25 protein-coding genes are annotated in these 25,640 nt (G+C 65.6%); 16 read left to right on the forward strand and 9 right to left on the reverse strand.

All coding sequences use genetic code 11. The features are described from left to right. Positions 1-1,049: 1,049 nt before the first annotated feature. Positions 1,050-1,262 (reverse strand): DUF1127 domain-containing protein, encoded by a 213-nt coding sequence (locus RT513_RS11470; protein ID WP_035741453.1) that lies wholly within the window; start codon positions 1,260-1,262, stop codon positions 1,050-1,052. A 296-nt stretch (positions 1,263-1,558) separates the two neighbouring features. Here RT513_RS11470 and RT513_RS11475 point away from each other — a divergent pair, with 296 nt between their 5' ends. The 9 genes from RT513_RS11475 (at position 1,559) to RT513_RS11515 (ending at position 11,387) form a co-directional block, all read left to right on the forward strand. Continuing rightward, on the forward strand, positions 1,559-2,617 hold the full coding sequence (locus tag RT513_RS11475) for an Mrp/NBP35 family ATP-binding protein (protein ID WP_088216494.1): 1,059 nt from the start codon (positions 1,559-1,561) through the stop codon (positions 2,615-2,617). Positions 2,618-3,225: 608 nt separating this feature from the next. Then, a complete protein-coding gene (locus tag RT513_RS11480) occupies positions 3,226-3,735 on the forward strand; it encodes a division/cell wall cluster transcriptional repressor MraZ (RefSeq protein WP_306424954.1) in 510 nt (169 codons plus the stop codon). Beyond that, complete coding sequence (gene rsmH, locus RT513_RS11485; RefSeq protein ID WP_290688654.1) at positions 3,736-4,695, forward strand: 16S rRNA (cytosine(1402)-N(4))-methyltransferase RsmH; 960 nt, start codon at positions 3,736-3,738, stop codon at positions 4,693-4,695. 1 nt (position 4,696) lies between these two features. After that, positions 4,697-5,035 (forward strand): cell division protein FtsL, encoded by a 339-nt coding sequence (locus RT513_RS11490; protein ID WP_290688652.1) that lies wholly within the window; start codon positions 4,697-4,699, stop codon positions 5,033-5,035. Then, positions 5,032-6,816, forward strand: coding sequence for a penicillin-binding protein 2 (locus RT513_RS11495; protein WP_290688650.1), 1,785 nt, complete (start codon positions 5,032-5,034; stop codon positions 6,814-6,816). Before RT513_RS11490 ends, RT513_RS11495 begins: the two co-directional genes overlap by 4 nt. A 14-nt stretch (positions 6,817-6,830) precedes the next feature. After that, the gene (locus tag RT513_RS11500; protein WP_290688648.1) at positions 6,831-8,312 is read left to right on the forward strand and encodes a UDP-N-acetylmuramoyl-L-alanyl-D-glutamate--2,6-diaminopimelate ligase; all 1,482 of its coding nucleotides are present in this window, start codon (positions 6,831-6,833) and stop codon (positions 8,310-8,312) included. Further along, positions 8,309-9,748 carry a UDP-N-acetylmuramoyl-tripeptide--D-alanyl-D-alanine ligase gene (gene murF / locus RT513_RS11505; RefSeq protein ID WP_290688646.1) on the forward strand — a complete coding sequence of 480 codons (1,440 nt, stop codon included), beginning with the start codon at positions 8,309-8,311 and terminating at the stop codon, positions 9,746-9,748. Before RT513_RS11500 ends, murF begins: the two co-directional genes overlap by 4 nt. Next, positions 9,748-10,833, forward strand: a complete 1,086-nt coding sequence (mraY, locus tag RT513_RS11510; RefSeq protein WP_290688644.1) for a phospho-N-acetylmuramoyl-pentapeptide-transferase — start codon at positions 9,748-9,750, stop codon at positions 10,831-10,833. The genes murF and mraY overlap by 1 nt, the downstream gene beginning before the upstream one ends. 149 nt (positions 10,834-10,982) lie before the next feature. After that, positions 10,983-11,387, forward strand: a complete 405-nt coding sequence (locus RT513_RS11515) for a glyoxalase superfamily protein (protein ID WP_313534052.1) — start codon at positions 10,983-10,985, stop codon at positions 11,385-11,387. Between the two features lie 48 nt (positions 11,388-11,435). Here RT513_RS11515 and RT513_RS11520 read toward each other — a convergent pair whose 3' ends face one another. Both RT513_RS11520 and RT513_RS11525 read right to left on the reverse strand, forming a co-directional pair. Continuing rightward, positions 11,436-12,788 (reverse strand): MFS transporter, encoded by a 1,353-nt coding sequence (locus tag RT513_RS11520; protein WP_290688640.1) that lies wholly within the window; start codon positions 12,786-12,788, stop codon positions 11,436-11,438. 191 nt (positions 12,789-12,979) lie between these two features. Beyond that, positions 12,980-14,578, reverse strand: coding sequence for a phosphoenolpyruvate carboxykinase (locus tag RT513_RS11525; RefSeq protein ID WP_290688638.1), 1,599 nt, complete (start codon positions 14,576-14,578; stop codon positions 12,980-12,982). Between the two features lie 260 nt (positions 14,579-14,838). Between RT513_RS11525 and RT513_RS11530 the strand changes: the two genes are divergently transcribed. The 5 genes from RT513_RS11530 (at position 14,839) to RT513_RS11550 (ending at position 17,667) form a co-directional block, all read left to right on the forward strand. Further along, complete coding sequence (locus RT513_RS11530) at positions 14,839-15,513, forward strand: response regulator transcription factor (RefSeq protein ID WP_088216503.1); 675 nt, start codon at positions 14,839-14,841, stop codon at positions 15,511-15,513. 150 nt (positions 15,514-15,663) lie between these two features. Then, positions 15,664-16,053: a serine kinase gene (locus tag RT513_RS11535; RefSeq protein WP_313534053.1), complete on the forward strand. Its 390-nt coding sequence runs from the start codon at positions 15,664-15,666 to the stop codon at positions 16,051-16,053. Beyond that, positions 16,050-16,994: an RNase adapter RapZ gene (rapZ, locus tag RT513_RS11540; protein WP_290688633.1), complete on the forward strand. Its 945-nt coding sequence runs from the start codon at positions 16,050-16,052 to the stop codon at positions 16,992-16,994. The genes RT513_RS11535 and rapZ overlap by 4 nt, the downstream gene beginning before the upstream one ends. Continuing rightward, positions 16,991-17,395 carry a PTS sugar transporter subunit IIA gene (locus RT513_RS11545; RefSeq protein ID WP_035708542.1) on the forward strand — a complete coding sequence of 135 codons (405 nt, stop codon included), beginning with the start codon at positions 16,991-16,993 and terminating at the stop codon, positions 17,393-17,395. Before rapZ ends, RT513_RS11545 begins: the two co-directional genes overlap by 4 nt. Further along, complete coding sequence (locus tag RT513_RS11550) at positions 17,392-17,667, forward strand: HPr family phosphocarrier protein (protein ID WP_035741988.1); 276 nt, start codon at positions 17,392-17,394, stop codon at positions 17,665-17,667. The genes RT513_RS11545 and RT513_RS11550 overlap by 4 nt, the downstream gene beginning before the upstream one ends. Here the strand turns inward: RT513_RS11550 and RT513_RS11555 are convergent, their stop codons facing one another. From RT513_RS11555 to RT513_RS11580, 6 genes are all read right to left on the reverse strand, one after another. Then, positions 17,668-18,543 carry a 3-hydroxybutyryl-CoA dehydrogenase gene (locus tag RT513_RS11555; RefSeq protein WP_088216506.1) on the reverse strand — a complete coding sequence of 292 codons (876 nt, stop codon included), beginning with the start codon at positions 18,541-18,543 and terminating at the stop codon, positions 17,668-17,670. A gap of 117 nt (positions 18,544-18,660) precedes the next feature. After that, positions 18,661-19,587, reverse strand: coding sequence for an electron transfer flavoprotein subunit alpha/FixB family protein (locus RT513_RS11560; RefSeq protein ID WP_088216507.1), 927 nt, complete (start codon positions 19,585-19,587; stop codon positions 18,661-18,663). After that, positions 19,587-20,348: an electron transfer flavoprotein subunit beta/FixA family protein gene (locus RT513_RS11565; RefSeq protein WP_088216508.1), complete on the reverse strand. Its 762-nt coding sequence runs from the start codon at positions 20,346-20,348 to the stop codon at positions 19,587-19,589. The genes RT513_RS11560 and RT513_RS11565 overlap by 1 nt, the downstream gene beginning before the upstream one ends. Before the next feature lie 117 nt (positions 20,349-20,465). Then, complete coding sequence (locus tag RT513_RS11570) at positions 20,466-21,038, reverse strand: cob(I)yrinic acid a,c-diamide adenosyltransferase (RefSeq protein ID WP_088216509.1); 573 nt, start codon at positions 21,036-21,038, stop codon at positions 20,466-20,468. Continuing rightward, positions 21,038-21,238 carry a twin transmembrane helix small protein gene (locus tag RT513_RS11575; RefSeq protein WP_088216510.1) on the reverse strand — a complete coding sequence of 67 codons (201 nt, stop codon included), beginning with the start codon at positions 21,236-21,238 and terminating at the stop codon, positions 21,038-21,040. Before RT513_RS11575 ends, RT513_RS11570 begins: the two co-directional genes overlap by 1 nt. Positions 21,239-21,373: 135 nt before the next feature. Beyond that, a complete protein-coding gene (locus tag RT513_RS11580; RefSeq protein ID WP_290688627.1) occupies positions 21,374-22,201 on the reverse strand; it encodes an SDR family NAD(P)-dependent oxidoreductase in 828 nt (275 codons plus the stop codon). Positions 22,202-22,396: 195 nt separating this feature from the next. On the opposite strand from RT513_RS11580, the gene parC reads away from it, so the two are divergent. Then, entirely contained in the window at positions 22,397-24,706 is a 2,310-nt protein-coding gene (gene parC, locus RT513_RS11585; protein WP_088216511.1) for a DNA topoisomerase IV subunit A, read from the forward strand. A gap of 93 nt (positions 24,707-24,799) precedes the next feature. Then, positions 24,800-25,450 carry a hypothetical protein gene (locus RT513_RS11590; protein WP_290688623.1) on the forward strand — a complete coding sequence of 217 codons (651 nt, stop codon included), beginning with the start codon at positions 24,800-24,802 and terminating at the stop codon, positions 25,448-25,450. Positions 25,451-25,640 lie beyond the last annotated feature (190 nt).

The following is a 25,640-nucleotide window of genomic DNA, read 5'->3' on the forward strand; positions in this document are numbered from 1 at the left end:
CTGATCATGACCTCAGGCCATCCGGGAAATTACACAACCTCGACGGACGTGACCCTTCCAAATCTTGTTCCGTGATGGTTCCAAGGAGTGGCCTCCTGCGCCGCGCGGCGATCGAGCATCGCCACACCCCGGTGCATGCTTCGCGACCGGCTTCTGTCGCAATCCGGTGCACCGTTTCCCGGCCTCGGTGAACGCACGCGTCTGCACCTTTCTCACCCCCTGGGCTCTTGCCCCTCTGATATCGGCTTTTGCTGCGGCACAGGGGAACCGGGAGCTGAAAGCCCGCTCCGTGACAAGCCATGTCATGTGCCTCACCACCTCGGAGATCACCGCTTTCAGGGTTCCAGGACGCCCGTTCCCCCTTCTGCAAACGCTGACAGCGCCCGGCCGCATGCCGCTTACGCATCTACCTCCGATGAGGCGGACGACGCGACCGGTGGAAGTCCCGGATGAAAGACCGATGAAAAGACTTCGGCGAGCAGGCCAAGACGACCGCTGAGGACGTTCAGTAGAACCTGGCCCGCGCCCTGCGCGAAAGCAGCGGGAAACCCGCCTCTCTGCGAGAGGGCTATCCCTCCGAGCAAGTGCATCGGGACGGGGCTTCGCCGCGCTTGGGCGGCATCGTAACTGCTTCTGGGTAAGGGGGTGCGGCAGCCTCCGGGGAGGAGGAGAGGAGGCTGCCGCTGTATGACGATCAAGCCAGGGAGGAGGAGAGGCCGATCGCATTCCGTCCGGTCTGTCCCGACCGGGAGGGGGGATGCGGCGGCTCCAGGGGAGGAGGAAGGAGCCGCCGCTCTCGCCTGCGATACGACCGAGGGAGGAGGAGGGGTCGCAGCGCATCTGTTCCGGCATGCTCCGCCGGAGGGAGGTGACAGCGCTCCGGGGAGGGAGGAGGACCGCTGCCTATTCACGACAACCCGGGGAGGAGGAGGGGTTGCCGCAAAGTCTGGAACCCGAAGGCCCCGTATTCCGGCGACGGCACTGGGAGGAGGAGTGTGCCGTCACCTTTCCGATCGCCCAGGGAGGAGGAGGGGCGATCGAAATCCTTTTTACTTGCCGTAAACCGCTTCGCGGGCCACGGAGTAGATCGAAGAGCGGCTGAGCTGCAGATCGGCAAGCTCACGGTCGCTCAGTTCCCGCAATTCGGCAACGGTTTGCCGATACAGGCGGCGCTGCGCCCAGGCTTCGCGGACACGGGCAACGAAATCGCTCAGGCCCGAAGCATTCTGGGCCGCCCCATGGGTATGGTTCAGGTAGGCCATTGTAAGTCCATTCTCTTGTGATCGGGCGCAGCGGGCTTTTTCTCTCGTCCTGCGCCTTCGGGAATGAACATACGCCTATGCTGCGACTGCACAATGGGGGGGAGGGGCAATCCGGCCATGCACAAGATGCATAACCCATGCTGACCTATTTTTCGCGACGAATTTCCCCAGTAAAACTGGCCTTCTGGGGCGGGATGGTGTTCAGTCTGCCACGATCTGCCCCGACGAGGTGGCGAAAATGTCGCAGTTGCAGGGGTTGCGGTTCCGGGGCCCCGGCGCTGCAGGAAAGGGAAAAGATGTCGTTGACGCGTGAATCCGTTCTTGCCGCTCTCTCCGGCGTTCCTGTGCCGGGGGGCGGCACTCTGGTGAGCCGCGATCTCCTGCGGGCCCTGACGCTGGAGGCAGGCACGGTCCGCTTCGTGATCGAGGCTGCGGATGCCGACATGGCACGGGGGCTGGAGCCTGCGCGGCAGGCGGCCGAGGCGGCGGTGCGCGGGCTCGAGGGGGTGGAGAAGGTTTCCGCCGTGCTCACCGCGCCGGCCTCCGCCCCGCCGATGCCCAAGATCGGGCGGCACCCCACGCCGCAGGCTGGCCCGCAACCGGTGAGCGGGGTGGACCGTATTCTTGCAATCGCCTCGGGCAAGGGCGGGGTGGGCAAGTCCACCGTGTCCTCCAATCTCGCGGTTGCCCTGGCGCGACAGGGGCGGCGCGTCGGCCTGCTGGACGCGGATATCTATGGTCCGTCACAGCCGCGGATGATGGGTGTCAACCGGCGTCCCGCCTCGCCCGATGGGCAGACGATCATCCCGCTCACCGCCCATGGCGTCACCATCATGTCGATCGGCTTCATGCTGAGGGAGGATGAGGCGGTGGTTTGGCGCGGCCCGATGCTGATGGGGGCCCTGCAGCAGATGCTGGGGCAGGTGGCCTGGGGTGAGCTTGACGTGCTCATCGTGGACCTGCCGCCGGGAACGGGGGATGTTCAGCTCACGCTCTGCCAGAAGGCCAATATCACCGGGGCGCTGGTCGTCTCCACTCCACAGGACGTGGCGCTGCTGGATGCGCGCAAGGCCATCGACATGTTCCGCAGGCTGAACACGCCTGTGCTGGGTCTCATCGAGAACATGTCGAGCTTCTTCTGCCCCAATTGCGGGCACGAATCCCATATCTTCGGTCATGGGGGCGTGCGGGCCGAGGCGGAACGGCTGGCTCTGCCGTTCCTGGGAGAACTCCCTCTCAGCCTCGATGTGCGTGTGGCGGGAGATTCGGGTACGCCGATCGCCGCTGGCGACTCGCCCGAGGCGCAGGCCTATGCGCATTTGGCAGAACGGCTTGTTGCGGGCGGAATGGCCTGAAATCCCTGAAAAACACTGGAACGATTCGCGGCTAGCGCAGTTTTGCGATGTGCCAAGCCTCGTCTGGAAATCAGGCAGGACATGGTGAGGGGCCGATGCTTTGCGGCATCACTCCTCACCAACTGCGCACGGATCCGCGAGGATCGGCGCCGACACTCAAAACTCCTCTCCATGCTAGTTCTGGCGTAATTGCGCCGGGGCGGCACAATATATTCCATTAGGGGCGAATTTTTCGGCGAAACCTAGGCATTTTGCGCCGCTTTCTCCCATGCCGGTGCCTAAGTTTCCCATTGCTTCCCGTGAATTCCCATGGCATTCCTTGTCCATCCGATGAGGGATGGGCTAAAGGGGCGGAAGACCCCACGGCAAAAGGCAGTTTCATACAGGCACCCCCCTTCATCAGATGAAAGAGATCCGGCGCGGCAGAGCAGCATCCCCCCAGGATGTGCCGCAGAAATACCGGACGCACCCAGTGATGGGACGAGGGCGGCGGATCGGGCAGTGGCAGCGGCCCGGTCCGCCGTAGTCCATCCGGAGGGCGCTCTGGCGATCCTCCGGGCCGACCAAGGTCCGATCAACGGACCGGAAGGGACGAGTGCGGGGCAGTGGTGGACACGTTCAGGGGTGAAAGCCTCAACAAGGTGGACGGCAAGGGACGGGTTTCGATCCCCGCGCTGTTCCGCCGCGTGCTCGACGCCTGCGACCCCGACCGAAAGCCAGGTGACGGCTCGGGCATCGTGCTGGTTTATGGCGATCACCGCCGCAAGTTCATCGAATGCTATACCGTCCGCGAGGCGCACCGGATCGACCGGCTGATCGCCCGGATGAAGACAGGTTCCCCCCAGCGCCGCGCCTTGGAGCGTCTGATGCAGGGGCAATCCTTTCCCACACAGGTGGATGATGACGGGCGTCTGGTGCTGCCCCCCGTGGTGCGGGAGCGGCTGAACCTCGCTCCGGGCGGCGGAGAGGTCTATTTCGTGGCCTCCGGCGCCACGTTCCAGATCTGGCATCCCGACGCCTGGGCGGAGGAGGAGGCGAAACTCCGCGACTGGCTGGACGAGCAGCCGGAGGATTTCGACCCGCTCTCCCTGCTGCCGGACGAAGACGAGGTAGAGTGAATGGTGCAGGCACCGCATATTCCGGTCCTGCTGGGTCCGCTTCTGACCGCAGTTGCACCCGTGCGCGGCGTCTGGCTCGACGGGACGTTCGGCGCGGGCGGCTATGCGCGCGGGCTGCTGGAAGCCGGCGCGGACAAGGTGATCGGGGTAGACAGAGATCCGCTGGCGTTCCGGCTGGCGGCGGGCTGGGCGGGGGAGTACGGCGACCGGCTGGACCTCGTGCAGGGCACCTTCGGGCGGATGGACGATTACGCGACCGGGCTGGATGGCGTGGTGCTGGACCTCGGGGTTTCGTCCATGCAGCTCGATGAGGCCGACCGGGGCTTCTCCTTCGCCAAGGACGGGCCGCTCGACATGCGCATGTCGCAATCCGGGCCGAGCGCCGCGGATCTGGTAAACACCGCGCGTGAGGAAGTGATCGCTGACATTCTCTATAACTACGGGGAGGAGCGCGCCTCCCGCCGCATAGCCCGCGCCATCGTCGCGGCGCGGCCCATCACGCGGACTCTGGAATTGGCGAAGATCGTCGAATCCTGCCTGCCGCGCCCGAAACCCGGCCAGACCCACCCCGCGACGCGGAGCTTTCAGGCGCTGCGGATCGCGGTGAATGACGAATTCGGCGAGCTCATTGCCGGGCTGGAGGCGGCCGAGCGCGCTTTGGCCCCCGGCGGGCGGCTCGCCGTGGTCACCTTTCATTCGCTGGAGGACCGGGTCGTGAAACGGTTCTTTCAGGACCGGGCAGGGGCTGCCGCGCGCGCCAACCGCTATGCCCCGGACCTGCCTGAGGAAACCGCCACCTTCCGGCTGGTCACCCGGCGCGCCGTCGGGCCGGACGAGGGTGAGGTCGCGGCCAACCCGCGCGCGCGCTCCGCGAAACTCCGCGTGGGGGAGCGGACATCCGCAGCCGCGCGCCGGTCGGACCGCGCGGCGCTCGGGTTGCCTTCGGTGAAAGGACTTTGAGATGCGGAGCCTGTTCTACGTCCTCTCCGCCCTCGCCGTGATGGGCCTCGCCTACTGGGCCTATCAGGAGAATTACCATACGCAGGAGGCCTCCCGCCAGGCCGCTCGCCTGCGCCAGGAGATCGGCTCGCTGCATGAGGCAATGGGCGTTCTGAAAGCGGAATGGGCCTACCTCAACCGGCCCGACCGGCTTGCGGAACTGACCATCATCAATTTCGACCGGCTGAAGCTGCTGCCGCTGGAGCCGTCGCAATTCGGCAGCGTCGCTTCCGTAACCTATCCGCTGCCCACCGTGCCCGATCCGCTTGCCGCCCCGACCGATCAGGAGACGCTCCCGTGACCCGGACCCCCCTCCGCCCGCTTGCCCGCATTCTCTCCGCCCGCGAGAAGGGGGAGAATCCCGATGCCATCGAGCGGGAGAACATCCGCCTCCGCGCGGAAACGGCGCGGGACAAGGCGCGGTTGCGTGCAGAGGGGCGGCTTCTAGTTCTGTCGCTGTTCTTCTTCGCGGCCTTCTCCGCGATCGGCGCGCGCATGGGACTGCTGGCTTCGGTGGAGCCGGAGGAGCCGGTGATTGCGGGTGTCGGCTCTCCGATCGTCGCGCAGCGGGCGGATATCGTGGACCGCAACGGGCGGGTGCTGGCGACCAATCTGGTCACGCATTCGCTCTATGCCCAGCCGCAACAGATGATCGAACCCGTCCGGGTCGCGCATGAACTGGCGGAGATCTTCCCCGATCTGAAGGAAGATCAGCTCGTCAAGGATTTCACCGGCAGCCGCAAGTTCCTCTGGATCCGGCGCAAGCTCTCGCCCGAGCAGATGCAGGCGGTGCATGACATCGGCGACCCCGGTCTGCTGTTCGGCCCGCGGGAGATGCGGCTTTATCCGAACGGAAAGCTCGCCTCCCACATTCTGGGCGGCGCGGGCTTCGGGCGGGAGGGGGTTTCCTCGGCCGAGGTCATCGGCACGGCGGGGGTGGAGAAGATCTATGACGATTATCTCCGCGATCCGGCCAACGGCGGCGAGCCGCTGGAACTGTCCATCGACCTTTCCGTGCAGGCCGCGGCGGAGCAGATCCTCGCGGGCGGGGTCAAGCTGATGAACGCCAAGGGCGCCACTTCCATCCTGATGGATGTCCATACGGGGGAGGTCATTTCCATGGTGTCCTACCCGGATTTCGACCCGAACGACCGCCCCCTGCCCCCGGTGAAGGGCGACCCGTCGGACAGCCCGCTTTTCAACCGCGCGGTGCAGGGGCTTTACGAACTCGGCTCCACCTTCAAGATCTTCGCCGCCTCGCAGGCGATCGATCTCGGCCTCGTGACGCCGAGCACGATAATCGACACGCGCCCCTTCAACTGGGGCCGGTTCCGCATCAAGGACATGCACAACTACGGCGCGCAGCTCAGCGTGCTCCGCATCATCGAGAAAAGCTCCAACGTCGGTTCCGCCCGGCTGGCGCAGATGATCGGCGGTCCGCGGCAGCAGGATTTCCTGAAGCGGCTGGGCTTCCTCTCGCCGACGACCGTCGAGCTGACGGAGGCCCCGGGCGCGCGACCGCTGATACCGAAGGTCTGGTCGGAGATCTCCTCCATGACCATCGCCTACGGGCACGGCATGTCGGCCAGCCCGCTGCACCTTGCCTCCGCCTATGCGACGATCGTGAACGGCGGAACGCGGGTCAATCCGACGCTCATCCGGCAGGACAAGCCCGTGGTGGGGGAACGTGTCATCGCAGAACGCACCTCCGACATGGCGCGGGAGATGCTCCGCGGCGTGGTGGAGGAGGGGTCGGGCGCCACCTACGGCAAGGTGGAAGGCTACGACGTCGGGGGCAAGACGGGCACGGCGGAGAAACCGCTCCGCAATGGCCGCGGATATGCTCACGACAAGGTGATCGCGACCTTCGCCTCCGCCTTTCCGATGTCGGACCCGAAATACGTGCTGATCGTGAGCCTTGACGAAGCCGTTGAAACCTCTGGCCCGATACCGCGGCGGACAGCCGGTTTCACCGCGGTTCCCGTTGCAGCGGAGATGATCCGGCGGATCGCGCCGCTTCTCGGACTACGGCCCGAGGTTGAAGCGGTGCGTCCCGCTGCGTTAACGCTCGTGCGGAACTGACGGGAGAGCCTGCGATGCCGGAGACGACCAAGAGCCTTTCCGACCTTGGGCTGCGCGCCCGCGACGGACGGGAGACGCGGATCACCGGCCTTTCGGTGGACAGCCGCACCGTGAAGCCCGGCCATCTGTTCGCTGCCCTTTCCGGGGCAAAGATGCACGGCGCGGAATTCATTCCCTATGCGCTCCGCATGAAGGCGGGCGCGGTGCTGACCGACCCGGCCGGTGCCGAGATGGCGCGGGAGGCATTGGCCGGAACGGATATTCCGGTGATCGTGGTGGAGGATGCCCGCGCCGCGCTGGCAGGGGCGGCGGCGCTATGGTTCGGCGCGCAGCCGCAGGTGATGGTCGCTGTCACCGGCACGAACGGCAAGACTTCGGTTGCCACCTTCACCCGGCAGATCTGGACGCGGCTTGGCCATCTCGCCGCCAATATCGGCACGACGGGGGTGGAGGGCGCCTTCGCCGCACCTGCGACTCATACCACGCCGGAGCCGCTGACGCTCCACCGTCTGCTGGCGGAGATGGTGGCCGAAGGCATCACCCATGCGGCGATGGAGGCCTCCTCGCACGGGCTGGAGCAGCGGCGTCTGGACGGTGTGCGGCTCCGCGCGGCGGGTTTCACCAATTTCACGCAGGACCACCTCGACTACCACCATGATTTCGATGTTTATTTTGCGGCGAAGGCGGGGCTTTTCACCCGCGTTCTCCCCGATGACGGCTCTGCCGTGGTGAATATGGACGATCCGAAAGGCGTCGAAATCGCGCGGCTCTGTCATGAGCGGGGCCTTCCTGTCCTGGGTGTGGGGCGCGGTTCTGTCGATCTCCGCATTACCGCCCAGCGGTTCGACGCGACCGGGCAGGAGCTGCGGTTCGACTGGCAGGGAAAGCCGCGTCAGGTACGGCTGAACCTCATCGGCGGCTTTCAGGCTGACAACGTGTTGCTGGCGGCGGGGCTTGCCATCGCCTCCGGCAGCAAGGCCGAGCGAGTGTTCGAGGCGCTCCCGGCGCTCTCCACCGTGCGCGGGCGGATGCAGCTTGTCGCCACGCGGGCCAACGGTGCTTCGGTCTTCGTGGATTACGCCCATACGCCGGATGCGGTGGCGACCGCTTTGAAGGCGCTGCGCCCGCATGTGCTGGGCCGCATCATCGTCGTCCTCGGCGCGGGCGGCGACAGGGACAGGGCGAAACGCCCGCTCATGGGAGAGGCCGCGCAGCGTTACGCGGATGTCGTCTATGTGACCGATGACAACCCCCGTTCCGAGGATCCCGCCGAGATCCGCGCCGCCGTAAAGGGCGGAGCGCCGGAGGCCAACGAAGTGGGCGACCGGGCGGAGGCCATCCTGCGCGCGGTGGACGCGCTCCAGCCGGGCGACGCCTTGCTCATCGCGGGCAAGGGGCATGAGACGGGCCAGACGATCGGCGATCAGGACTATCCGTTCGACGATGCGGAGCAGGCTTCCATCGCCGTCGCCGCTCTGGACGGCAAGCGCATATGAGCCCGCTCTGGACATCCGAGGATGCGGCCCGCGTCACAGGTGGCCGCGTCACGCGGCGCTGGGAGGCGACGGGTGTCGCCATCGACACGCGGGAAATTATGCCGGGCGATCTGTTCGTGGCCCTGCGCGACCTGCGTGACGGACATGATTTCGTGGCCGAGGCGCTCCGCAAGGGGGCTGCGGCGGCGCTCGTCTCCCGCGTGCCGGAGGGTGTTGCGGAGGACGCCCCCTTGCTGGTCGTGCCGGATGTGCTCCGGGGGCTGGAGGAATTGGGGCGGGCCGCGCGGGAACGCAGCACGGCGCGGGTCGTCGGCGTCACCGGCTCCGTCGGCAAGACCTCGACCAAGGAAATGCTCCGCGCGATCCTTTCCGGTCAGGGACGGGTCCATGCGGCGGTGCGGAGCTTCAACAACCACTGGGGGGTGCCACTCACGCTTGCCCGGATGCCGGCCGACAGCGACTTCGCCGTCATAGAGATCGGCATGAACCATCCGGGAGAGATCGCGCCGCTTGCCCGGCTCGCCCGCCCTCATGTCGCGTTGATCACCACCGTGGCACCCGCGCATCTGGAGGCGTTCGACTCGCTGGAGGCGATCGCGATGGAGAAGGTCTCCATCCTCGACGGCCTGGAGCCGGGGGGGCATGTGGTGTTGCCGGGAGACCTGGCCGTCACGCCAGTTCTTGCAAAGCGGGCCGAAGGGGTGGCGACCACTTGGTTTGGCGCGACGCCGGCCTGTGACTGGCAGCTTCTCGAAACGCGAATCACCGACAGCGCCACCTCCTCCCGCTCGCTGGCGGAGGGACGGACGATCCTGTTCCGCGTGCGCTCGGCGGGGCGGCATTTCGCGATGAACGGGCTTGCCGCGCTTGCGGTCGCCGATGCGCTCGGGCTGGACCTGACGATGGCGATCCTCGATCTTGGCCACTGGGCGCCCCCGGAAGGTCGCGGCGCGCGGGAGCGGATCCTGCTTGACGTCATCGACGACCGGATGGCCTTCGACCTGATCGACGACGCCTTCAACTCCAACCCGGCCTCGCTGGGCGCGGCGCTGGACCTGCTGGCGGCGACGGAGCCGAAGGATGGGCCGGGCCGCATCGTGAAGGGCCGCCGGGTGGCCATTCTTGGCGACATGCTCGAACTCGGCCCGGAGGAGATGGAGATGCATCGGCAGATTGCCGCGCATCCGGCCATGGCCACCCTCAACATCGTGCATTGCGTCGGTCCGCGGATGAAGGCACTTCATGCCGCGCTGCCGCGAGAGAAACGCGGCGAATGGCATGAGACGGCGGAGAGCCTTCTTCCGCGTCTCCGCCATCTGATCGACGCAGGAGATGTTGTGCTGGTGAAAGGTTCCAAGGGGATCAAGCTCCCCCCCGTGGTGGAGGCGCTGCGCCGTCTCGGCACACCCGAAGCCCAGGCGGCGGGAGGGGAATAGTGTTCTATTGGCTGGCGGAGTTCGCGCAGGGCGGCGGCGTCCTGAATCTGTTTCGCTACATCACCTTCCGGGCGGGCGGGGCGTTCTTCACCGCGCTGGTCATCGGCTTCGTGTTCGGGCGTCCGTTCATCGAATTTCTGAAATCGAAGCAGCGGCATGGCCAACCCATCCGCGACGACGGCCCGGCGAGCCATCTGGTGACCAAGGCGGGCACACCGACGATGGGCGGCGCGCTGATTCTGTCGGCGCTGACGCTTTCCACGCTGCTCTGGGCGCGTCTCGACAATCCCTATGTCTGGATCGTCCTGTTCGTGACGCTGGGCTTCGGGGCCATCGGCTTTGCCGACGACTGGCGCAAGGTCACGCGGAACAACACCAAGGGCGTCTCCGGCCGTGTCCGCATCGGCATCGGGCTGGCCATCGCGCTGCTCGCCTCCGTCGCCTGTGCATGGGTTCAGCCTTCGGAACTGCGGTTTCAGCTTGCGCTGCCGATCCTCAAGGACGCGCTGTTCAACCTGCACCTGTTCTTCATTCCATTCGCGATGCTGGTGATCGTGGGCGCGGCCAATGCCGTGAACCTGACCGACGGTCTGGACGGTCTGGCGATCATGCCGGTGATGATCGCCGCCGCCTCCTTTGGCGTTATCGCCTATTTCGTGGGGCGGGTGGACTTCACCAACTATCTTGGCCTGCATTACGTGCCCGGAACCGGCGAACTGGTGATCTTTGTCGCGGCGCTGATCGGGGCGGGTCTGGGCTTTCTGTGGTTCAACGCGCCCCCTGCGGCGGTCTTCATGGGCGATACCGGATCGCTTGCGCTCGGCGGGGCGTTGGGTGCGATCGCGGTGGCCACCAAGCATGAGATCGTGCTGGCCATCGTGGGCGGGCTTTTCGTGGTGGAGGCGCTCTCCGTCATCATCCAGGTGCTGTATTTCAAGCGCACCGGGCGTCGCGTGTTCCTGATGGCCCCGATCCACCACCACTTCGAGAAGAAGGGCTGGGCGGAGCCGCAGATCGTCATCCGCTTCTGGATCGTCTCCATCATTCTCGCGCTCGTGGGGCTGGCGACGCTGAAACTGCGGTGAGCGGGGCACAAGAAATGCCACGCGTTCCGCTGCGGAACGGGTAACCTGCCTCCACAATCGGGAGAGCAGGCAATGGCGACACAGCGGGCGATGGCCGATACCTTTCGCATGGCGCTTATGGCGGAGGGGGATCGGCCTCTCCCCTCCGCATGGCCGGGATCGTCGCGCGACAGGCGGGGGAGGGCATGACCGGCATACGCTTTCCCCGCTGCTCTCCAATCTTCCGCATGTTCGATGAGGCGAAGGCGCGGGAGTTCTACTGCGACTTTCTTGGCTTCCGCGTCTTGTTCGAGCACCGCTTTGCCCCCGGGGCGCCGCTTTACATGGGAGTGGAGCGCGGGGGCTTCGAATTGCATCTGTCCGAACACCATGGCGACGCGACCCCCGGATCAACCGCTTTCGTGGAAACCGAGGGCATCCGGGCCTTTCACCGCGACCTGCTCAACAAGCAATATCGCTTCAACCGGCCCGGACTGGAGGAAGCCCCCTGGGGTCTTCTGCTTGAGGCGGTCGATCCGTTCGGCAACCGGATCAGGTTCTGCGAGCGAACATGAAAAAGGGGCGCATCAACGACGCGCCCCCGGGACCATGACCGCTGCGGATCAGCGGTTGATGTCGACATCCTTGGTTTCCTTGCCGGCCACCAAAGCGATGAGCGTCAGCACCCCCATGACCGACAGATAGACGCCGACCCAGAACGGGCTGCCGCCGCCATAGCTCCAGAGCGCCACGGCAATGAACGGGGCGACGGCGGCGCCGAGGATGGAGGAGACGTTGTAGGAGATGCCCGAGCCGGTATAGCGGACATTGGCCGGGAACAGTTCCGGCAGCAGCGCCCCCATCGGCCCGAAGGTCATCCCCATCAGCGAGAAGCCGAGGATAAGCCACGCCACCACGCCAAAGGTGCCCGCGGACAGCATCGGCACCCAGATGAGACCGAAGGCGATGATCCCCAGCGTCACCCAGATCAGCGTCTTGCGGCGCCCGAGCTTGTCGGCCAGCGGGCCGGAAACCATGGTGAAGATACCGAAGAACACCACGCCCAGAATCATCATCAGCACGAAGGTGCGGTAATCGTAACCCAGACCGGGCAGCGCCGCAGAGGACGACGCGCGCCCGTAGGACAGGGAGAAGGTGGTCATCAGATAGAACAGCACGTAGGTCGCCAGCATGTAGAACGTGCCGAGGATCAGTTCGCGCGAATGCAGCTTGAACGCGGCGGCCAGCGGAACTTTCTGGACCTTGCCCTTCTGCACCGTCTTGGTGAACGCTTCCGACTCCACCAGATGCAGCCGGACGTAGAGGCCGACGATCACCATGATGGCGGAGAACAGGAACGGGATGCGCCAGCCCCAGCTCAGGAAGGCTTCGGAGGGGCGCGACGGATCATCCGACGGCATGACAGCCGCGATGATCAAGAACAGGCCGTTCGCGATGATGAAGCCGAGCGGCGCGCCAAGCTGCGGGAAGGTGCCGAACAGGGCGCGTTTGCCCTCCGGCGCGTTTTCCGTCGCGACAAGCGCTGCACCGGACCATTCGCCGCCGATGGCAAAACCCTGCGCCAGCCGCAGGATGACAAGGAGCAGCGGCGCCAGCCAACCCACCATGTGGTAGGTCGGCAGCAGGCCGATCAGGAAGGTCGCGATCCCCATGGTCAGCAGCGCGCCGACCAGCGTGAGCTTGCGCCCCTTCTTGTCTCCGAGGTGGCCGAAATAGATCGCGCCCAGCGGACGGGCGATCATCGCGGCCCCGAAGATGGCAAAGGAGGCGAGGAGCGCCGTCGTATCGTTGCCGGCGGGGAAGAACAGGTGCGGGAAGACCAGCACGGCCGCCGTGGCATAGACGTAGAAGTCGTAGAATTCGACGGTCGTTCCGACGAGACTGGCCAGAATGACGTTGGTTCTTGAATTGACGGGTGCGGCGGGCTCCGCGGCCGCCTGGGAGGTGGTGGACATGTTATTGCTTTCTGTGGCTGGCTCCGCGACGCAAGGGGGCTCTTTCCTGCCGGGTCGGGGAATTTTCCGTCGCGTGGGTTAACAGCCCTCTTGCCTTCCCACAAGATGTGCTCTGTCCGGCTGCGCCTGATGGCCATGAAAAAGCCCCGACGTTTCCGCCGGGGCTTTTTTGCCTGATGTGAGGTGCCGGCTCAGCCGATCGCGGCACCCTTCACCTCATCATCGATATAGGGAACGTACTGGGCAAAGTTCGCCGCAAACATTTCCACGAGTTTCTTTGCCTGCGCATCATAGGCAGCCGGATCGGCCCAGGTCGAGCGCGGGTCCAGCAGCTTTGCATCCACATGCGGCACGGAAACCGGAACATCGAAGCCGAAGTTCGGATCCTTGCGGAAACTGCCGCCGTTCAGGGAGCCGTCGAGCGCGGCGGCGAGCAGCGCCCGCGTCGCCTTGATCGGCATCCGCTTGCCCGTGCCATAGGCGCCGCCCGTCCAGCCGGTGTTGACCAGCCAGCAGGTCGCGCCCTGACTGTTGATCTTCTCCTGCAGGAGCTTGCCATAGACTTCCGGCCGCCGCGGCATGAAGGGCGCGCCGAAACAGGTGGAGAAGGTCGGCTGCGGTTCGGTCACACCCTGTTCGGTGCCGGCGACCTTGGAGGTGAAGCCGGAAAGGAAGTGATACATCGCCTGCGCCGGCGTAAGGCGCGCGATGGGCGGCAGCACGCCGAACGCATCGCAGGTCAGCATGATGACGTTCTTCGGATGCCCGCCCAGACCGGATTCCGATGCGTTGGAGATGTAGTCCAGCGGATAGGCCGCCCGCATGTTCGCGGTCAGGCTGTCATCCTCGAAATCCAGCGCCTTGGTGTAGGGCTCGAACACCATGTTTTCGATGACGGTCGCGAACTTGGAGGTGGTCGCGTAGATTTCCGGCTCGGCTTCGGGCGAGAGGCTGATCGTCTTGGCGTAGCAGCCGCCTTCGAAGTTGAAGGTGCCGTTCTCCGACCAGCCATGCTCGTCATCGCCGATGAGGACGCGGGACGGATCGGCGGAAAGCGTCGTCTTGCCGGTGCCGGACAGGCCGAAGAAGATCGCCGTATCCGCGATGTTGCCGGGCGCGTGGTTGGCCGAGCAGTGCATCGGCATGACGCCCTTTTCGGGAAGGATGTAGTTCAGCAGCGTGAAGACGGACTTCTTGTTCTCACCCGCATAGGCGGTGTTGCCGATCAGGATCAGCTTTTTGTCGAAGTTGAGCGCGATCACGGTCTCGGTCCGGCAGCCGTGCTTCTTGGGGTCGGCCTTGAAGGTCGGGCAGTTGATGATCGTCCATTCCGGCTGGAACGAGTCCAGTTCCTGCCGCTCCGGCCGCCGCAGGAGATGCCGGATGAACAGCCCGTGCCAAGCCAGCTCCGTCACCAGCCGCACATCCAGCCGATGGGCGGGATCGGCACCGCCGAACAGGTCCTGCACGAAGTAATCACGCCCCTTCATGTGCGCGATCATGTCTTCATACAGCCGGTCGAAGGCCTCCGGCGCCATCGGCGCGTTGTTCTCCCACCAGATCTTGTCTTCGACCGAAGGGGTCCGGACGACGTGCTTGTCCTTCGGCGAGCGGCCGGTGTGGCTGCCGGTGTCGACCAGAAGCGACCCACCCTTGCCAAGCGTACCCTCGTTCCGCTTCAGCGCCTCTTCGACCAGCGCGGGCTCAAGGAGGTTGTAATAGACGTTCCCCAGCCCGGCCAGGCCCTGATCCTCAAGGCGGCAGGCGGGGTTCACGTGTCCAATTGTCATAGTCAAGCTCCGATGCCCCCAGATTAGGCGATGAAAATAACTCTCCGTCGCGGGCGGTGCGATGGCGGCGGAAGTGGGTGACACATCAATCTTACAGAACGGATTTCGGAATGAATAGGACGCTTTCAACGGGTTAGCGCTAGCACGAAAAGGTTAGCGCCATCATTGGCGGTAAATTGCGGCGTGCACAGGATGTTAGGGGTTTGTTCCCTTTTTGCCCCTACATTGCGGATGATGAAGGCGATTCGGGAGATGGGGTGATGGCGGCAGCAGGGGAGCGTATCGCACTCGTGGACGATGATCGTCACATGCTCATTTCGCTCGGACGGTTGCTGGAGCGGGACGGGTTCGTGGTGGAGCGGTATGCAGACGGAAGGGTGGCGCTCGCGGCCTTCGGGCGGCAGCCGCCCGACTTGGCGGTCATGGACATCGGGATGCCGCGGATAGACGGGCTGTGCCTGCTCCGGCGGGTGCGGCGGCGCAGCCGTCTTCCGGTTATCTTCCTCACCGGGTGCGATGGAGAGGCAGCCGAGGCGGATGCGCTCCGCCTTGGCGCCGACGACTTCCTGCGCAAGCCCGTCTCCCCGCCGCTTCTGTCGCTGCGCATACGTGCCGTGCTGCGCCGCCATGTGCCGGAGGGCGATATGCTGGTGAGAGGCGGCCTTGACCTTGACCGCGCCACCCGTCTCGCGCGGTGGAATGGCGCGCCGGTTCCCCTGACGACCCGTGAGTTCGCGATTCTGGACCGTCTCGCCAGCCATCCGGGCCATCTTCGAACGCGCGAGGAACTGCTCGACACTTCTGGGGCGGGTGGGGCAGAGCGGGCCATCGACAGCCATATCAAGCGGATACGCCAAAAATTCCGTGCCGTTGACCCGGCCTTTGCCGCGATACGCACGCTCTATGGCGAGGGATACCGGTTCAGCTCTGGTTGACAAGGCTGTCAAAAGGTCAGGTTACCCATCGGCTCGCGCTGGTGATACACTACCGGTGAGAGCCGTGACCGCGAGAGGTGCGCATTGGGGGCAGAGGGACGACAACCGGCGGCGACAGCCGGGGAGGGCGTATTGGTTCACGGCAGCACGGTGTCCGTCGCCGGACGTGGGCTGTTGATCCTTGGCCGGTCGGGGAGCGGAAAATCGGGCCTCGTTCTTCAGTTGATGGCGTTCGGAGCGGAGCTCGTGGCCGATGACCGGACCAGGCTCGTCCGGCGGGGCGATGCCGTGATGGCGACGTCGCCCGAGACGATCCACGGTCGTGTGGAGGCGCGGGGCGTGGGCATCCTCGCCGCGGCTGCGGGGCAGGCTGTTCCGCTGGCGCTGGTGGCCGACCTCGACCGCACGGAAAAGGCACGACTGCCCGAGCAGCGCAGCCATGATGTCCTTGGTGTCGCACTCCCCTTGCTATTCAGGGTCGACGCTCCCCATTTTCCCGCAGCGCTGCTGCAATGGCTCAAGGCGGGACGAATCGCATGACGGGCGATGGAACGCGACAAGATGATCCTCCCGGCGAGAGCCGGATTGTCCTGGTGACCGGAGCTTCCGGGGCCGGGCGGTCCAGTTCGCTCGCCGCGCTGGAGGATCTGGGCTACGAGACGATCGACAACCTGCCGCTCCGCATGGTGCCGAAACTGCTGGAAGGCGGCGCGCTCGTCCATCCGCTCGCCCTGGGTATCGATGTGCGAAACCGTGATTTTTCAACCGATGCGACTCTGGAGCTCATCGATGTCATGACCGCGCTGCCGGAGATTGACGTCGATCTGCTCTATCTGGACTGTGCGGTGGACGTTCTGGTGCGGCGTTATTCCGAAACGCGCCGCCGCCATCCGCTCGCCCCTGCGGAGCAACCCGCGCTGGGTATTCAGCGGGAGCTGGAGCTTCTCGCCCCGATTCGGGAGCGCGCGGACGTCCTTGTCGATACATCAGAAATGACGCCGCATGATCTGCGGGAAGAAATCTCGCGCTGGTTCGCGCTTGAGCGCGGGGGGGCACTGGCCGTTTCCGTTCATTCATTCTCTTATAAACGGGGTTTGCCGCGTGGCGTGGACATGGTGTTCGACTGTCGCTTCCTGCGCAATCCGCACTGGAATCCCCTGTTGCGCCAGAAGGATGGCCGCGATCCCGCCGTTGCCGACTATGTGGAGGCGGATCCGCGGTTCGATCCCTTTTTCGTGAAGGCGAGGGATCTCCTGATAAGCCTGCTTCCCGCTTATGTTGAGGAAGGCAAGACGCATCTGGCAGTGGCCTTCGGTTGCACAGGAGGACAGCACAGATCGGTTGCAACTGCAGAAAAAATGGCCAAGGCGCTTGCGGAAGCGGGCTGGCCGGTGTCAAAAAGACATAGGGAACTGGAGCGCAGAGGGTCCGTTGCCCCTGCAGCATTCGAGACACTAGGGCGTGAGGTAACTGGGGCGTGATCGGTATCGTGATCGTCGCGCATGGAGGCCTTGCCCGGGAGTACCTGGCAGCCGTCGAGCATGTGGTCGGCAAGCAGGACGGAATCCGGGCGATCTCCATCGAGGAAGACCATAATCGCGCGGCGAAGCAGGAAGAAATCTTCGGCGCCGCTGATGCGGTGGACACCGGAGATGGCGTTGTCGTGGTGACCGACATGTTCGGAGGCTCGCCCTCCAATCTGTCGCTTCGCGCCTGCACGCAGGGGGGGCGCCGTATTCTTTACGGTGCGAATCTCCCCATGCTCATCAAGCTGGCGAAATCGCGGAACCTCACGGTTCAGGAAGCGGTTGAGGTCGCGATGGATGCGGGGCGGAAATATATCAACAGCATCGACCTTTGCGCACCGCGAGCCGCTTCGTGACGGGTTTCGCGCGGGAATTGCGGATCGTGAACGAGAAGGGCCTTCATGCCCGCGCCTCGGCCAAATTCGTCGAGGTCGTTGAAGGTCATGACGCGGAGGCCGCCGTATCCAAGGACGGCATGACCGTTTCCGGCGATTCGATCATGGGTCTGCTCATGCTCGCCGCATCACGGGGCACCACGATCCATGTCGAAACGAAGGGCGCGGAGGCAGAGAAGCTCGCCGACGCGCTTGAGACACTTGTCTCCGGGCGCTTCGGCGAGGAGTTCTGATCAGCGCGTGGGAACCGGCTTTTCACCCCGGTAGTCATAGAACCCGCGCTTCGCCTTCCGCCCCAGCCAGCCAGCCTCGACGTATTTGGTCAGCAGCGGGCAGGGCCGATATTTCGTGTCGCCGAAGCCTTCATGCAGCACGTTCATGATCGCAAGGCAGGTGTCCAGACCGATGAAATCCGCCAGTTCAAGCGGACCCATGGGGTGATTCGCCCCGAGCTTCATGGATTCGTCGATGGAGGTCACCGACCCCACGCCCTCATAGAGCGTATAGACCGCCTCGTTGATCATCGGCACCAGGATGCGGTTCACGATGAAGGCCGGGAAATCCTGTGCGACCGCCGCCGTCTTGCCGAGCGATTCCACGATGGCCAGCATCGTTTCGAAGGTCTCGTCATCGGTCGCGATCCCGCGGATCAGCTCCACGAGTTGCATGACCGGAACGGGGTTCATGAAGTGCAGCCCCATGAACTTCTCCGGCCGGTCGGTGCGCGAGGCGAGACGGGTGATGGAGATCGACGAGGTATTCGTCGTCAGGATCGTATGCGGCCTGAGATGCGGCACCAGATCCTCGAAGATCTTCTGCTTGATCGCCTCCCGCTCCGTCGCCGCTTCGATCACCAGATCGGTCGGGCCGAGATCGGGGAGGGACGTCGTGGTGCTGATGCGGGCGAAGGCGGTCTCACGCTCTTCGGCCGTGATTTTCTCGCGCTGAACCTGCCGGTCGAGGTTCTTGGCGATCACGCCCTTCGCCCGCTCCAGCGCCTCCGCCGAAATGTCGTTCAGCACCACATCGTAGCCCGACAGGGCAAACACATGCGCGATGCCGTTGCCCATCTGCCCGGCGCCGATCACGCCCACCGTTCTGACTTGCATGTCATCCTCCGTCTTTGCGCAGACCTTAGGGCGCGCGCCGCGCCGCGGCAACAGAGGGCGGCGCAAAAGAAAGCGGGGCCCGAAGGCCCCGCCATGTCGCTGATGCTGTCGAAAGGCTCAGAGCTTTTCGGTCAGTTCGGGCAGAAGGGTGAAGAGATCGCCGACGAGGCCGTAATCCGCCACCTGGAAGATCGGGGCTTCCTCGTCCTTGTTGATGGCCACGATGACGCGGCTATCCTTCATCCCGGCGAGGTGCTGGATCGCCCCCGAGATGCCGACCGCGACATAGAGGTCCGGCGCCACGACCTTGCCGGTCTGGCCCACCTGCCAGTCGTTCGGGGCAAAGCCCGAATCGACGGCCGCACGGGACGCGCCCACCGCAGCGCCGAGCTTGTCGGCCAGCTTCTCGATGACGGCGAAGTTCTCCTGGCTGCCGACGCCACGCCCGCCCGAGACCACGATCTTGGCCGAGGTGAGTTCGGGACGGTCGGAGGCTGCGACCTTGTCCTCCACCCAGGAGGACAGGGCCGGGTCAGCCGCCGCCGTTGCCGATTCGACCGACGCCGAACCGCCTTCGCCCGCGGCCTGGAAGTTGGCGGTGCGGACGGTCAGCACCTTCTTCGGGTCGGAGGACTGCACCGTCTGGATCGCGTTGCCGGCATAGACCGGGCGCTCGAAGGTGGAGCCGTCCACCACGCCGGAGACGTCGGAGATCACCATCACGTCGAGCAGGGCGGCCACGCGCGGCATCACGTTCTTGGCCGATGCGGTCGAGGGCGCGACGATCTGCTCGTAATCCCCCGCGAGGCTGACCACGAGATCGGCCAGAGGCTCAGCCAGACCATGCCCGTAGAGCGGGGCATCGGCGACGAGCACCTTGGCCACGCCATCCAGTTTCGCAGCCGCTTCACCCGCGCCAGAGACGCCTTCGCCCGCGACGAGGACCGTCACCGGGCCGAGCGACTTCACCGCCGACAGGGCCTTCGCCGTCGCATCGACAGCGAGATCGGCACCCGTCACTTCCGCAACAAGAAGCACAGCCATCAGAGCACCCCCGCTTCGTTCTTCAGTTTGGAGATCAGCTCATCGACCGAGCCGACCTTCACCCCGGCCTTGCGGCCCGCCGGTTCCACGGTCTTGACGATCTTCAGCCGCGGCGTGACATCGACGCCGTAGTCGGCGGCGGTCTTTTCCTCGAGCGGTTTCTTCTTCGCCTTCATGATGTTCGGCAGCGAGGCATAGCGCGGTTCGTTCAGCCGCAGGTCCGCCGTCACGACGGCGGGCAGCTTCACCTTCACCGTCTGCAGGCCGCCATCCACCTCGCGGGTCACGACGGCGGAATCGCCCTCGATCACCACTTCGGAGGCGAATGTCGCCTGCGCCCAGCCGAGGAGCGCCGCCAGCATCTGGCCGGTGGCGTTCATGTCGTTGTCGATCGCCTGCTTGCCGGTGATGACAAGGCCCGGTTGCTCCGCGTCGATGACGGCCTTGAGGATCTTGGCAACGGCAAGCGGCTCGATGTCGGTGGTGACATCCGGTGCGGCTTCGACGAGAATCGCCCGGTCAGCCCCCATGGCGAGCGCGGTGCGCAGCGTCTCCTGCGCCTGCTTCACGCCGATGGAAACCACGACCACTTCTTCGGCCGCGCCTTTTTCCTTCAGGCGAATCGCTTCTTCCACCGCGATTTCGTCGAACGGGTTCATCGACATCTTGACGTTCGCAAGGTCAACGCCCGAACCGTCCGCCTTCACGCGAACCTTGACGTTGTAGTCGATCACCCGCTTCACAGGCACCAATATCTTCATGGGCAACTCCCCTCCGTGCGCCCGTTCAGAGGCGCGGTTCATGCTCTCCAACGGCTTGTTAGCGAGTTGGACCGGCACAGGACAGGGAAAATTCGCACTTCGCGCTGCTTCGCAGCGTCAACGGTTCGCGCCGGGAACCCAGAGCACATCGGCCGCGCCGTTGTCGTTGGCGACGCGCGATGCCACGAAGAACCAGTCGGACAGGCGGTTGAGGTAGCGCACCGCCGCCTCCGTCACATCGCCTTCGGCGGCAAGGGCGACGGCCAGACGTTCCGCGCGCCGGCACACGGTGCGACAAAGATGCAGATGCGCAGCAAGGGCGCTTCCCCCCGGCAGCACGAAGGACCGGAGGGGAGACAGTGCGGCATTCATCGCGTCGATCTCCGCCTCCAGCCGGTCCACCTGGGCGGGAACCATGCGGAGGGGGGTGTATTTCGCCTCATGATCCCGGTCCACGCCCGGACGCGACAGGTCCGCCCCCAGATCGAACAGGTCGTTCTGGATGAGGCCTAGGCGCGCATGCATCTCCCCTTCCGCATGCAGCCGCGCGAGACCGACCGTCGCGTTGGTTTCATCCACCGTGCCGTAGGCTTCCACCCGCAGGCTGTCCTTGCGGACGCGCTCGCCGTTGGAAAGCGCGGTTTCTCCGCCATCGCCGGTGCGGGTGTAGATGCGGTTGAGCACGACCATCACATTCTCCGCAGGTAAACGAAGACCAAGATCAGGATCACAGCCACAGCCTGCGCGATGATGCGGTAGCGCATGATCCGGTTGGCATGGCGGCGGTTGAACTCGCCCCCGCGGGCAAAACCGCCCACTCCGATCATCAGGATGATAAGCACGGCGAAACAGGCGATCGCCACGATGAGGAACAAGGGGTCGTGGAGCATGCTGTCTCCGATGCTGGCTCTGGGTCTGCCGCGATTCTCGATCGGGCGATCCGGGGTCTGGCGCGCGAAGGCCGCGTGTTGCGGACCTCCCGTGTTTTTCTCCGTCTTACGCCCCCCCGCGGCGCAAGGCCACCCTTACTGCCGCCGGAGCAGCGCATCCATAGCCCGATCCGGCAGCAGCCGTTTGAGCGTCACCCCCAGCAGCGCGGGCGTGGTGACCGTGTAGCGGAGGCGGGGGCTGCGGCTTTCCAGCGCGCGGAGGATGACGCGGGTCACGGCCGAGGGGGGCAGTTCCCAGCGATCCTTCTCGGGCGTGCCGTAGAGCCGCTCCAGAAGGCTCGTGCGATATTGCTCCCGGCGCGCGGAGGCTTCCCAGTCGATCCAGCGCTCGAAATGGAGCTTGGCATTGACGCGGAACTGCGTGGCGATGGGGCCCGGCTCGACGAGGCTCACCCGGATCGGCGTGTCGGAGAGTTCGAGGCGCAGCGTATCCGTCAGCCCCTCCAGCGCGAACTTGCTGGCGACATAGGCGCCCCGCCACGGAGCGGGCACCACTCCAAGGATGGAGGAGACGGTGACGATCCGCCCATGCCCCTGCCGCCGCATCGCCCGGATCACCTGCCGGGTCAGGTCATGCGTACCGATGAGGTTGACCTCCATCACCTCGCGGAGCGCGCCGCGCGGCAGATCCTCCACCGCGCCGGGACAGGCGAAAGCGCCGTTGTTCACGAGGGCATCCAGCCCGCCGCCGGTGCGCGCCAGCACCTCCGAGACCGCTTGGGCGACGCTGTCCTCGCTCGCCAGGTCGAGCGGCAGGCTCTCCAGCCCCTCCGCTTCAAGACGCGCGCAATCCTCCGCCTTGCGGCAGGTGGCGAACACCCGCCAGCCCAGGGTGTGGAGCCGGCGCGCGGCATCAAGGCCGATGCCGGACGAGCAGCCGGTGATGAGGATGGAGCGGGTCATGCGTTTCCTTGTGCGGTGGGCGAAGGCGGCGAACTTGCACATCCGCGTGACGAAGGTCCAGTTCCCGCGCGATCCTTCCACGGCACGGCACGGCACGGCACGGCACGGCCCACGGCTCGACCGGCGCCGCGGTGAAAGCCCCTGCCGCCACACTTCCCGCTGGACCGTGCCCGCCTGCTCAAGCTAGATCGGGCCATGACCGACGCCTCCGACAATATCGAACACGGGCTGCCCACCAGTTCGGAACCGCTCCGCCGTGCCATTGGCGAGCGTTACCTGACCTATGCGCTGTCCACGATCATGAATCGCGCCCTTCCCGATGCGCGGGACGGGCTGAAGCCGGTGCACCGGCGGATCCTCTATGCCATGCGGGAATTGCGGCTGTCCTCTTCCGGGGGCTTCCGCAAATCGGCGAAGATCTCCGGCGACGTGATGGGGAACTATCACCCGCATGGCGATACCGCGATCTATGACGCGATGGCGCGGCTCGCGCAGGATTTCGCGGTCCGCTATCCGCTGGTGGACGGGCAGGGGAACTTCGGCAATATCGACGGGGACAACCCCGCCGCCTCCCGCTACACCGAAGCCAGGCTGACCCCCGCCGCCGAGGCGTTGATGGAGGGGCTGGCGGAGAACGCCGTCGATTTCCGCCCGAACTACGATGGCACGCTGGAGGAGCCGGTGGTGTTCCCGGCTGCCTTCCCGAACCTGCTGGCCAACGGGGCGTCCGGCATCGCGGTCGGGATGGCGACCAATGTGCCGCCCCATAACCTCGGCGAGCTGGTTGCCGCGTGCCGCGCGCTGATCGCCACGCCCACGATCACCGACGAATCGCTGGTGGCGCTGGTCCCCGGCCCCGATTTCCCGACGGGGGGCGTGATCGTGGAGCCGCGCGATTCCATCGTGGAGGCCTACCGGACGGGGCGCGGCTCCTTCCGGCTCAGGTCGCGATGGGAGACGGAAGATCTGGGGCGCGGCACCTGGCAGATCGTGGTGACCGAGATCCCCTATCAGGTGCAGAAATCCCGCCTGATCGAGCGGCTGGCCGAACTCATCCAGCTGAAGAAGGTGCCGATCCTCGCCGATGTGCGCGACGAGAGCGCGGAGGACGTGCGCATCGTTCTGGAGCCGCGGTCCAAGAACGTCGATGCGGAAATGCTGATGGCCCAGCTCTACCGCAATTCCGATCTGGAGATCCGCTTCTCGCTCAACATGAACGTGCTGATCGACGGGCGCACGCCCAAGGTCTGCTCGCTGAAGGAGGTGCTGCGCGCCTTCCTCGACCATCGGCGCGAGGTGCTGATCCGCCGGTCCTCGCATCGGATGGAGAAGATCGATCACCGGCTGGAGGTGCTGGCCGGGCTGCTCGTCGCTTATCTGAACCTGGACCGGGTGATCGACATCATCCGCTACGACGACGATCCGAAGCGCGCGCTGATGGCGGAGGACTGGTCCCGCGCCCATGTCCGCGCCATGTCGGAGAAGGACTACCGCCCGCCCGTGCCGGGGCAGGGGGAGCTGACCGAGGTTCAGGTCGAGGCGATCCTCAACATGCGCCTCCGCTCTCTCCGCCGGCTGGAGGAGATGGACCTGCGGCGGGAGCATGACGCGCTGACGAAGGAGCGGGAGGCGCTGGAGGCGCTGCTCGGCTCCGAGGCACGGCAGTGGAAGCAGATCGGCAAGGAACTGGCGGAGGTGGACCGTCAGTTCGGCAAGTCCGCTCCCGGCGGGGCGCGCCGCTCGACCTTCGCGGAGGCCGGCCAGATCGAGGATGTGTCCTATGAGGCGATGATCGAGCGCGAGCCGATCACCGTGGTCTGCTCGCGCATGGGCTGGATCCGCGCGCTGAAAGGTCATGCCGCGCCGGGAACGGAGATGAAGTTCAAGGACGGCGACGGGCCGGGCTACCTCTTCCATGCGGAGACGACGGACCGGATCCTGCTCCTTGGCTCCAACGGCCGGGTCTATACGCTCATCGGTGCCAACCTGCCCGGCGGGCGGGGCATGGGGGAACCGGTGCGCCTGATGGTGGACCTGCCGAACGAGGCGGAGATCGTGGCGCTGTTCGTGCATCGTCCGGGCGCGCGCTATATCGTCGCATCCGATGCCGGTGACGGCTTCGTCGTGGTGGGGGACGATGCGCTGGCCCAGACCCGCGCCGGCAAGGTGCTGCTGAACCTGTCGGGAGAGGCGAAGGCGAAAATCTGCGAGCCCGTCTCCGGCGATCATGTCGCCGTGGTGGGCGACAACCGCAAGCTGCTGGTCTTCCCGCTGACCGAGTTGCCGGAAATGGGCCGCGGCAAGGGTGTGCGGCTTCAGAAATACAAGGACGGCGGCCTGTCCGACGTGCGGACCTTCACGCTGGCCGACGGGCTGAGCTGGAAGGATCCGGCAGGGCGGACACGGACGGAAACGGACCTGACCGAGTGGCTGGCCGCGCGGGCCTCCACCGGGCGGATGGCGCCGCGTGGCTTCCCGCGGGACAACCGCTTCACCCGTGACTGAGGACGGGCGGATTGCGCGGCGCGGGGCGCTCGGCTATGGCTGGGGCGACCTTGCCGCCACGCCGCGCTGCGCAAATCCGATGCGGAGACCCTGATGATCCGAGCCTTCCATCGTCTCGCCTTTTCGGCGCTGCTTCTGCTGCTGGCCGCCTGCGGGGGGATCGGCGAGCGGCGTGTCGTGCAAAGCGAACTGCCGCCGATGGGGGAGTTCCGGCTCGGCTACAACATCGTCGTGGCGAAGAATGCCCAGAAGGTGCCCATCTCGCGCGAGGTGACGACGGAGCAGCTTGAAACCGCCCTCCGGGACGCCGTGCAGGAGCGGTTCGGCAGCTATGAGGGGCGCAAGCTCTATCATATCGCGATCAATGTGGATGCCTATGCGCTTGGCCCGCCGGGGGTTCCCGTCGTCGCTTCGCCGAAGTCGGTGCTGGTCATCAGCGCCAACGTCTGGGACGACATCCGGCGCAAGAAGATCAACACCGAACCCAAGCAGCTCACCATCTGGGAGAACCTGACGGGCGCGACCTTCGTCGGCTCCGGTCTTACCCAGAATGCGGAAAGCCAGCTCCGCAACCTCGCCCGCAATGCCGCGAAGGAAGTTCAGGACTGGATGCTGGAGCATCCCGAGTGGTTCGAACTCACCCCCGAGGACGAGGTGGCGATGGAGGAGGCGCGGGCCGCCGCCGCCGCGGAAGCCCGCCGGACGGGGGGTCATGCCCGCCCCGCCACCCCGCCCAACCCGTAACCCGGGTGTCGCGCCTGCCCTGGGTCGCAGGGTCATTCTGCAAGTGGTGCTTGATTTCCGGCCCTTGGCCTAATAGGTAGCCCCGCGTGTTTAATCGGGTCCATTCCGGACCCCCGGACATGGGGCGCCTCGACGATGGCAAAGGCAAAGTTTGAACGGACGAAACCGCACGTCAACATTGGCACGATCG

Origin of the sequence: Haematobacter sp. (genome assembly GCF_032102465.1) — a bacterium.
In the GTDB taxonomy this organism is placed as follows: Bacteria; Pseudomonadota; Alphaproteobacteria; order Rhodobacterales; family Rhodobacteraceae; genus Haematobacter.

Excerpts from the sequence above, each read along its gene's own strand:
- RT513_RS11470 (WP_035741453.1), bottom strand. The coding sequence starts at position 1,262 with ATGGCCTACCTGAACCATACCCATGGGGCGGCCCAGAATGCTTCGGGC.
- RT513_RS11475 (WP_088216494.1), top strand. The coding sequence starts at position 1,559 with ATGTCGTTGACGCGTGAATCCGTTCTTGCCGCTCTCTCCGGCGTTCCT.
- rsmH (WP_290688654.1), top strand. The coding sequence starts at position 3,736 with ATGGTGCAGGCACCGCATATTCCGGTCCTGCTGGGTCCGCTTCTGACC.
- RT513_RS11490 (WP_290688652.1), top strand. The coding sequence starts at position 4,697 with ATGCGGAGCCTGTTCTACGTCCTCTCCGCCCTCGCCGTGATGGGCCTC.
- RT513_RS11500 (WP_290688648.1), top strand. The coding sequence starts at position 6,831 with ATGCCGGAGACGACCAAGAGCCTTTCCGACCTTGGGCTGCGCGCCCGC.
- murF (WP_290688646.1), top strand. The coding sequence starts at position 8,309 with ATGAGCCCGCTCTGGACATCCGAGGATGCGGCCCGCGTCACAGGTGGC.
- RT513_RS11515 (WP_313534052.1), top strand. The coding sequence starts at position 10,983 with ATGGCCGGGATCGTCGCGCGACAGGCGGGGGAGGGCATGACCGGCATA.
- RT513_RS11520 (WP_290688640.1), bottom strand. The coding sequence starts at position 12,788 with ATGTCCACCACCTCCCAGGCGGCCGCGGAGCCCGCCGCACCCGTCAAT.
- RT513_RS11525 (WP_290688638.1), bottom strand. The coding sequence starts at position 14,578 with ATGACAATTGGACACGTGAACCCCGCCTGCCGCCTTGAGGATCAGGGC.
- RT513_RS11530 (WP_088216503.1), top strand. The coding sequence starts at position 14,839 with ATGGCGGCAGCAGGGGAGCGTATCGCACTCGTGGACGATGATCGTCAC.
- rapZ (WP_290688633.1), top strand. The coding sequence starts at position 16,050 with ATGACGGGCGATGGAACGCGACAAGATGATCCTCCCGGCGAGAGCCGG.
- RT513_RS11555 (WP_088216506.1), bottom strand. The coding sequence starts at position 18,543 with ATGCAAGTCAGAACGGTGGGCGTGATCGGCGCCGGGCAGATGGGCAAC.
- RT513_RS11560 (WP_088216507.1), bottom strand. The coding sequence starts at position 19,587 with ATGGCTGTGCTTCTTGTTGCGGAAGTGACGGGTGCCGATCTCGCTGTC.
- RT513_RS11565 (WP_088216508.1), bottom strand. The coding sequence starts at position 20,348 with ATGAAGATATTGGTGCCTGTGAAGCGGGTGATCGACTACAACGTCAAG.
- RT513_RS11570 (WP_088216509.1), bottom strand. The coding sequence starts at position 21,038 with ATGGTCGTGCTCAACCGCATCTACACCCGCACCGGCGATGGCGGAGAA.
- RT513_RS11575 (WP_088216510.1), bottom strand. The coding sequence starts at position 21,238 with ATGCTCCACGACCCCTTGTTCCTCATCGTGGCGATCGCCTGTTTCGCC.
- RT513_RS11580 (WP_290688627.1), bottom strand. The coding sequence starts at position 22,201 with ATGACCCGCTCCATCCTCATCACCGGCTGCTCGTCCGGCATCGGCCTT.
- parC (WP_088216511.1), top strand. The coding sequence starts at position 22,397 with ATGACCGACGCCTCCGACAATATCGAACACGGGCTGCCCACCAGTTCG.
- RT513_RS11590 (WP_290688623.1), top strand. The coding sequence starts at position 24,800 with ATGATCCGAGCCTTCCATCGTCTCGCCTTTTCGGCGCTGCTTCTGCTG.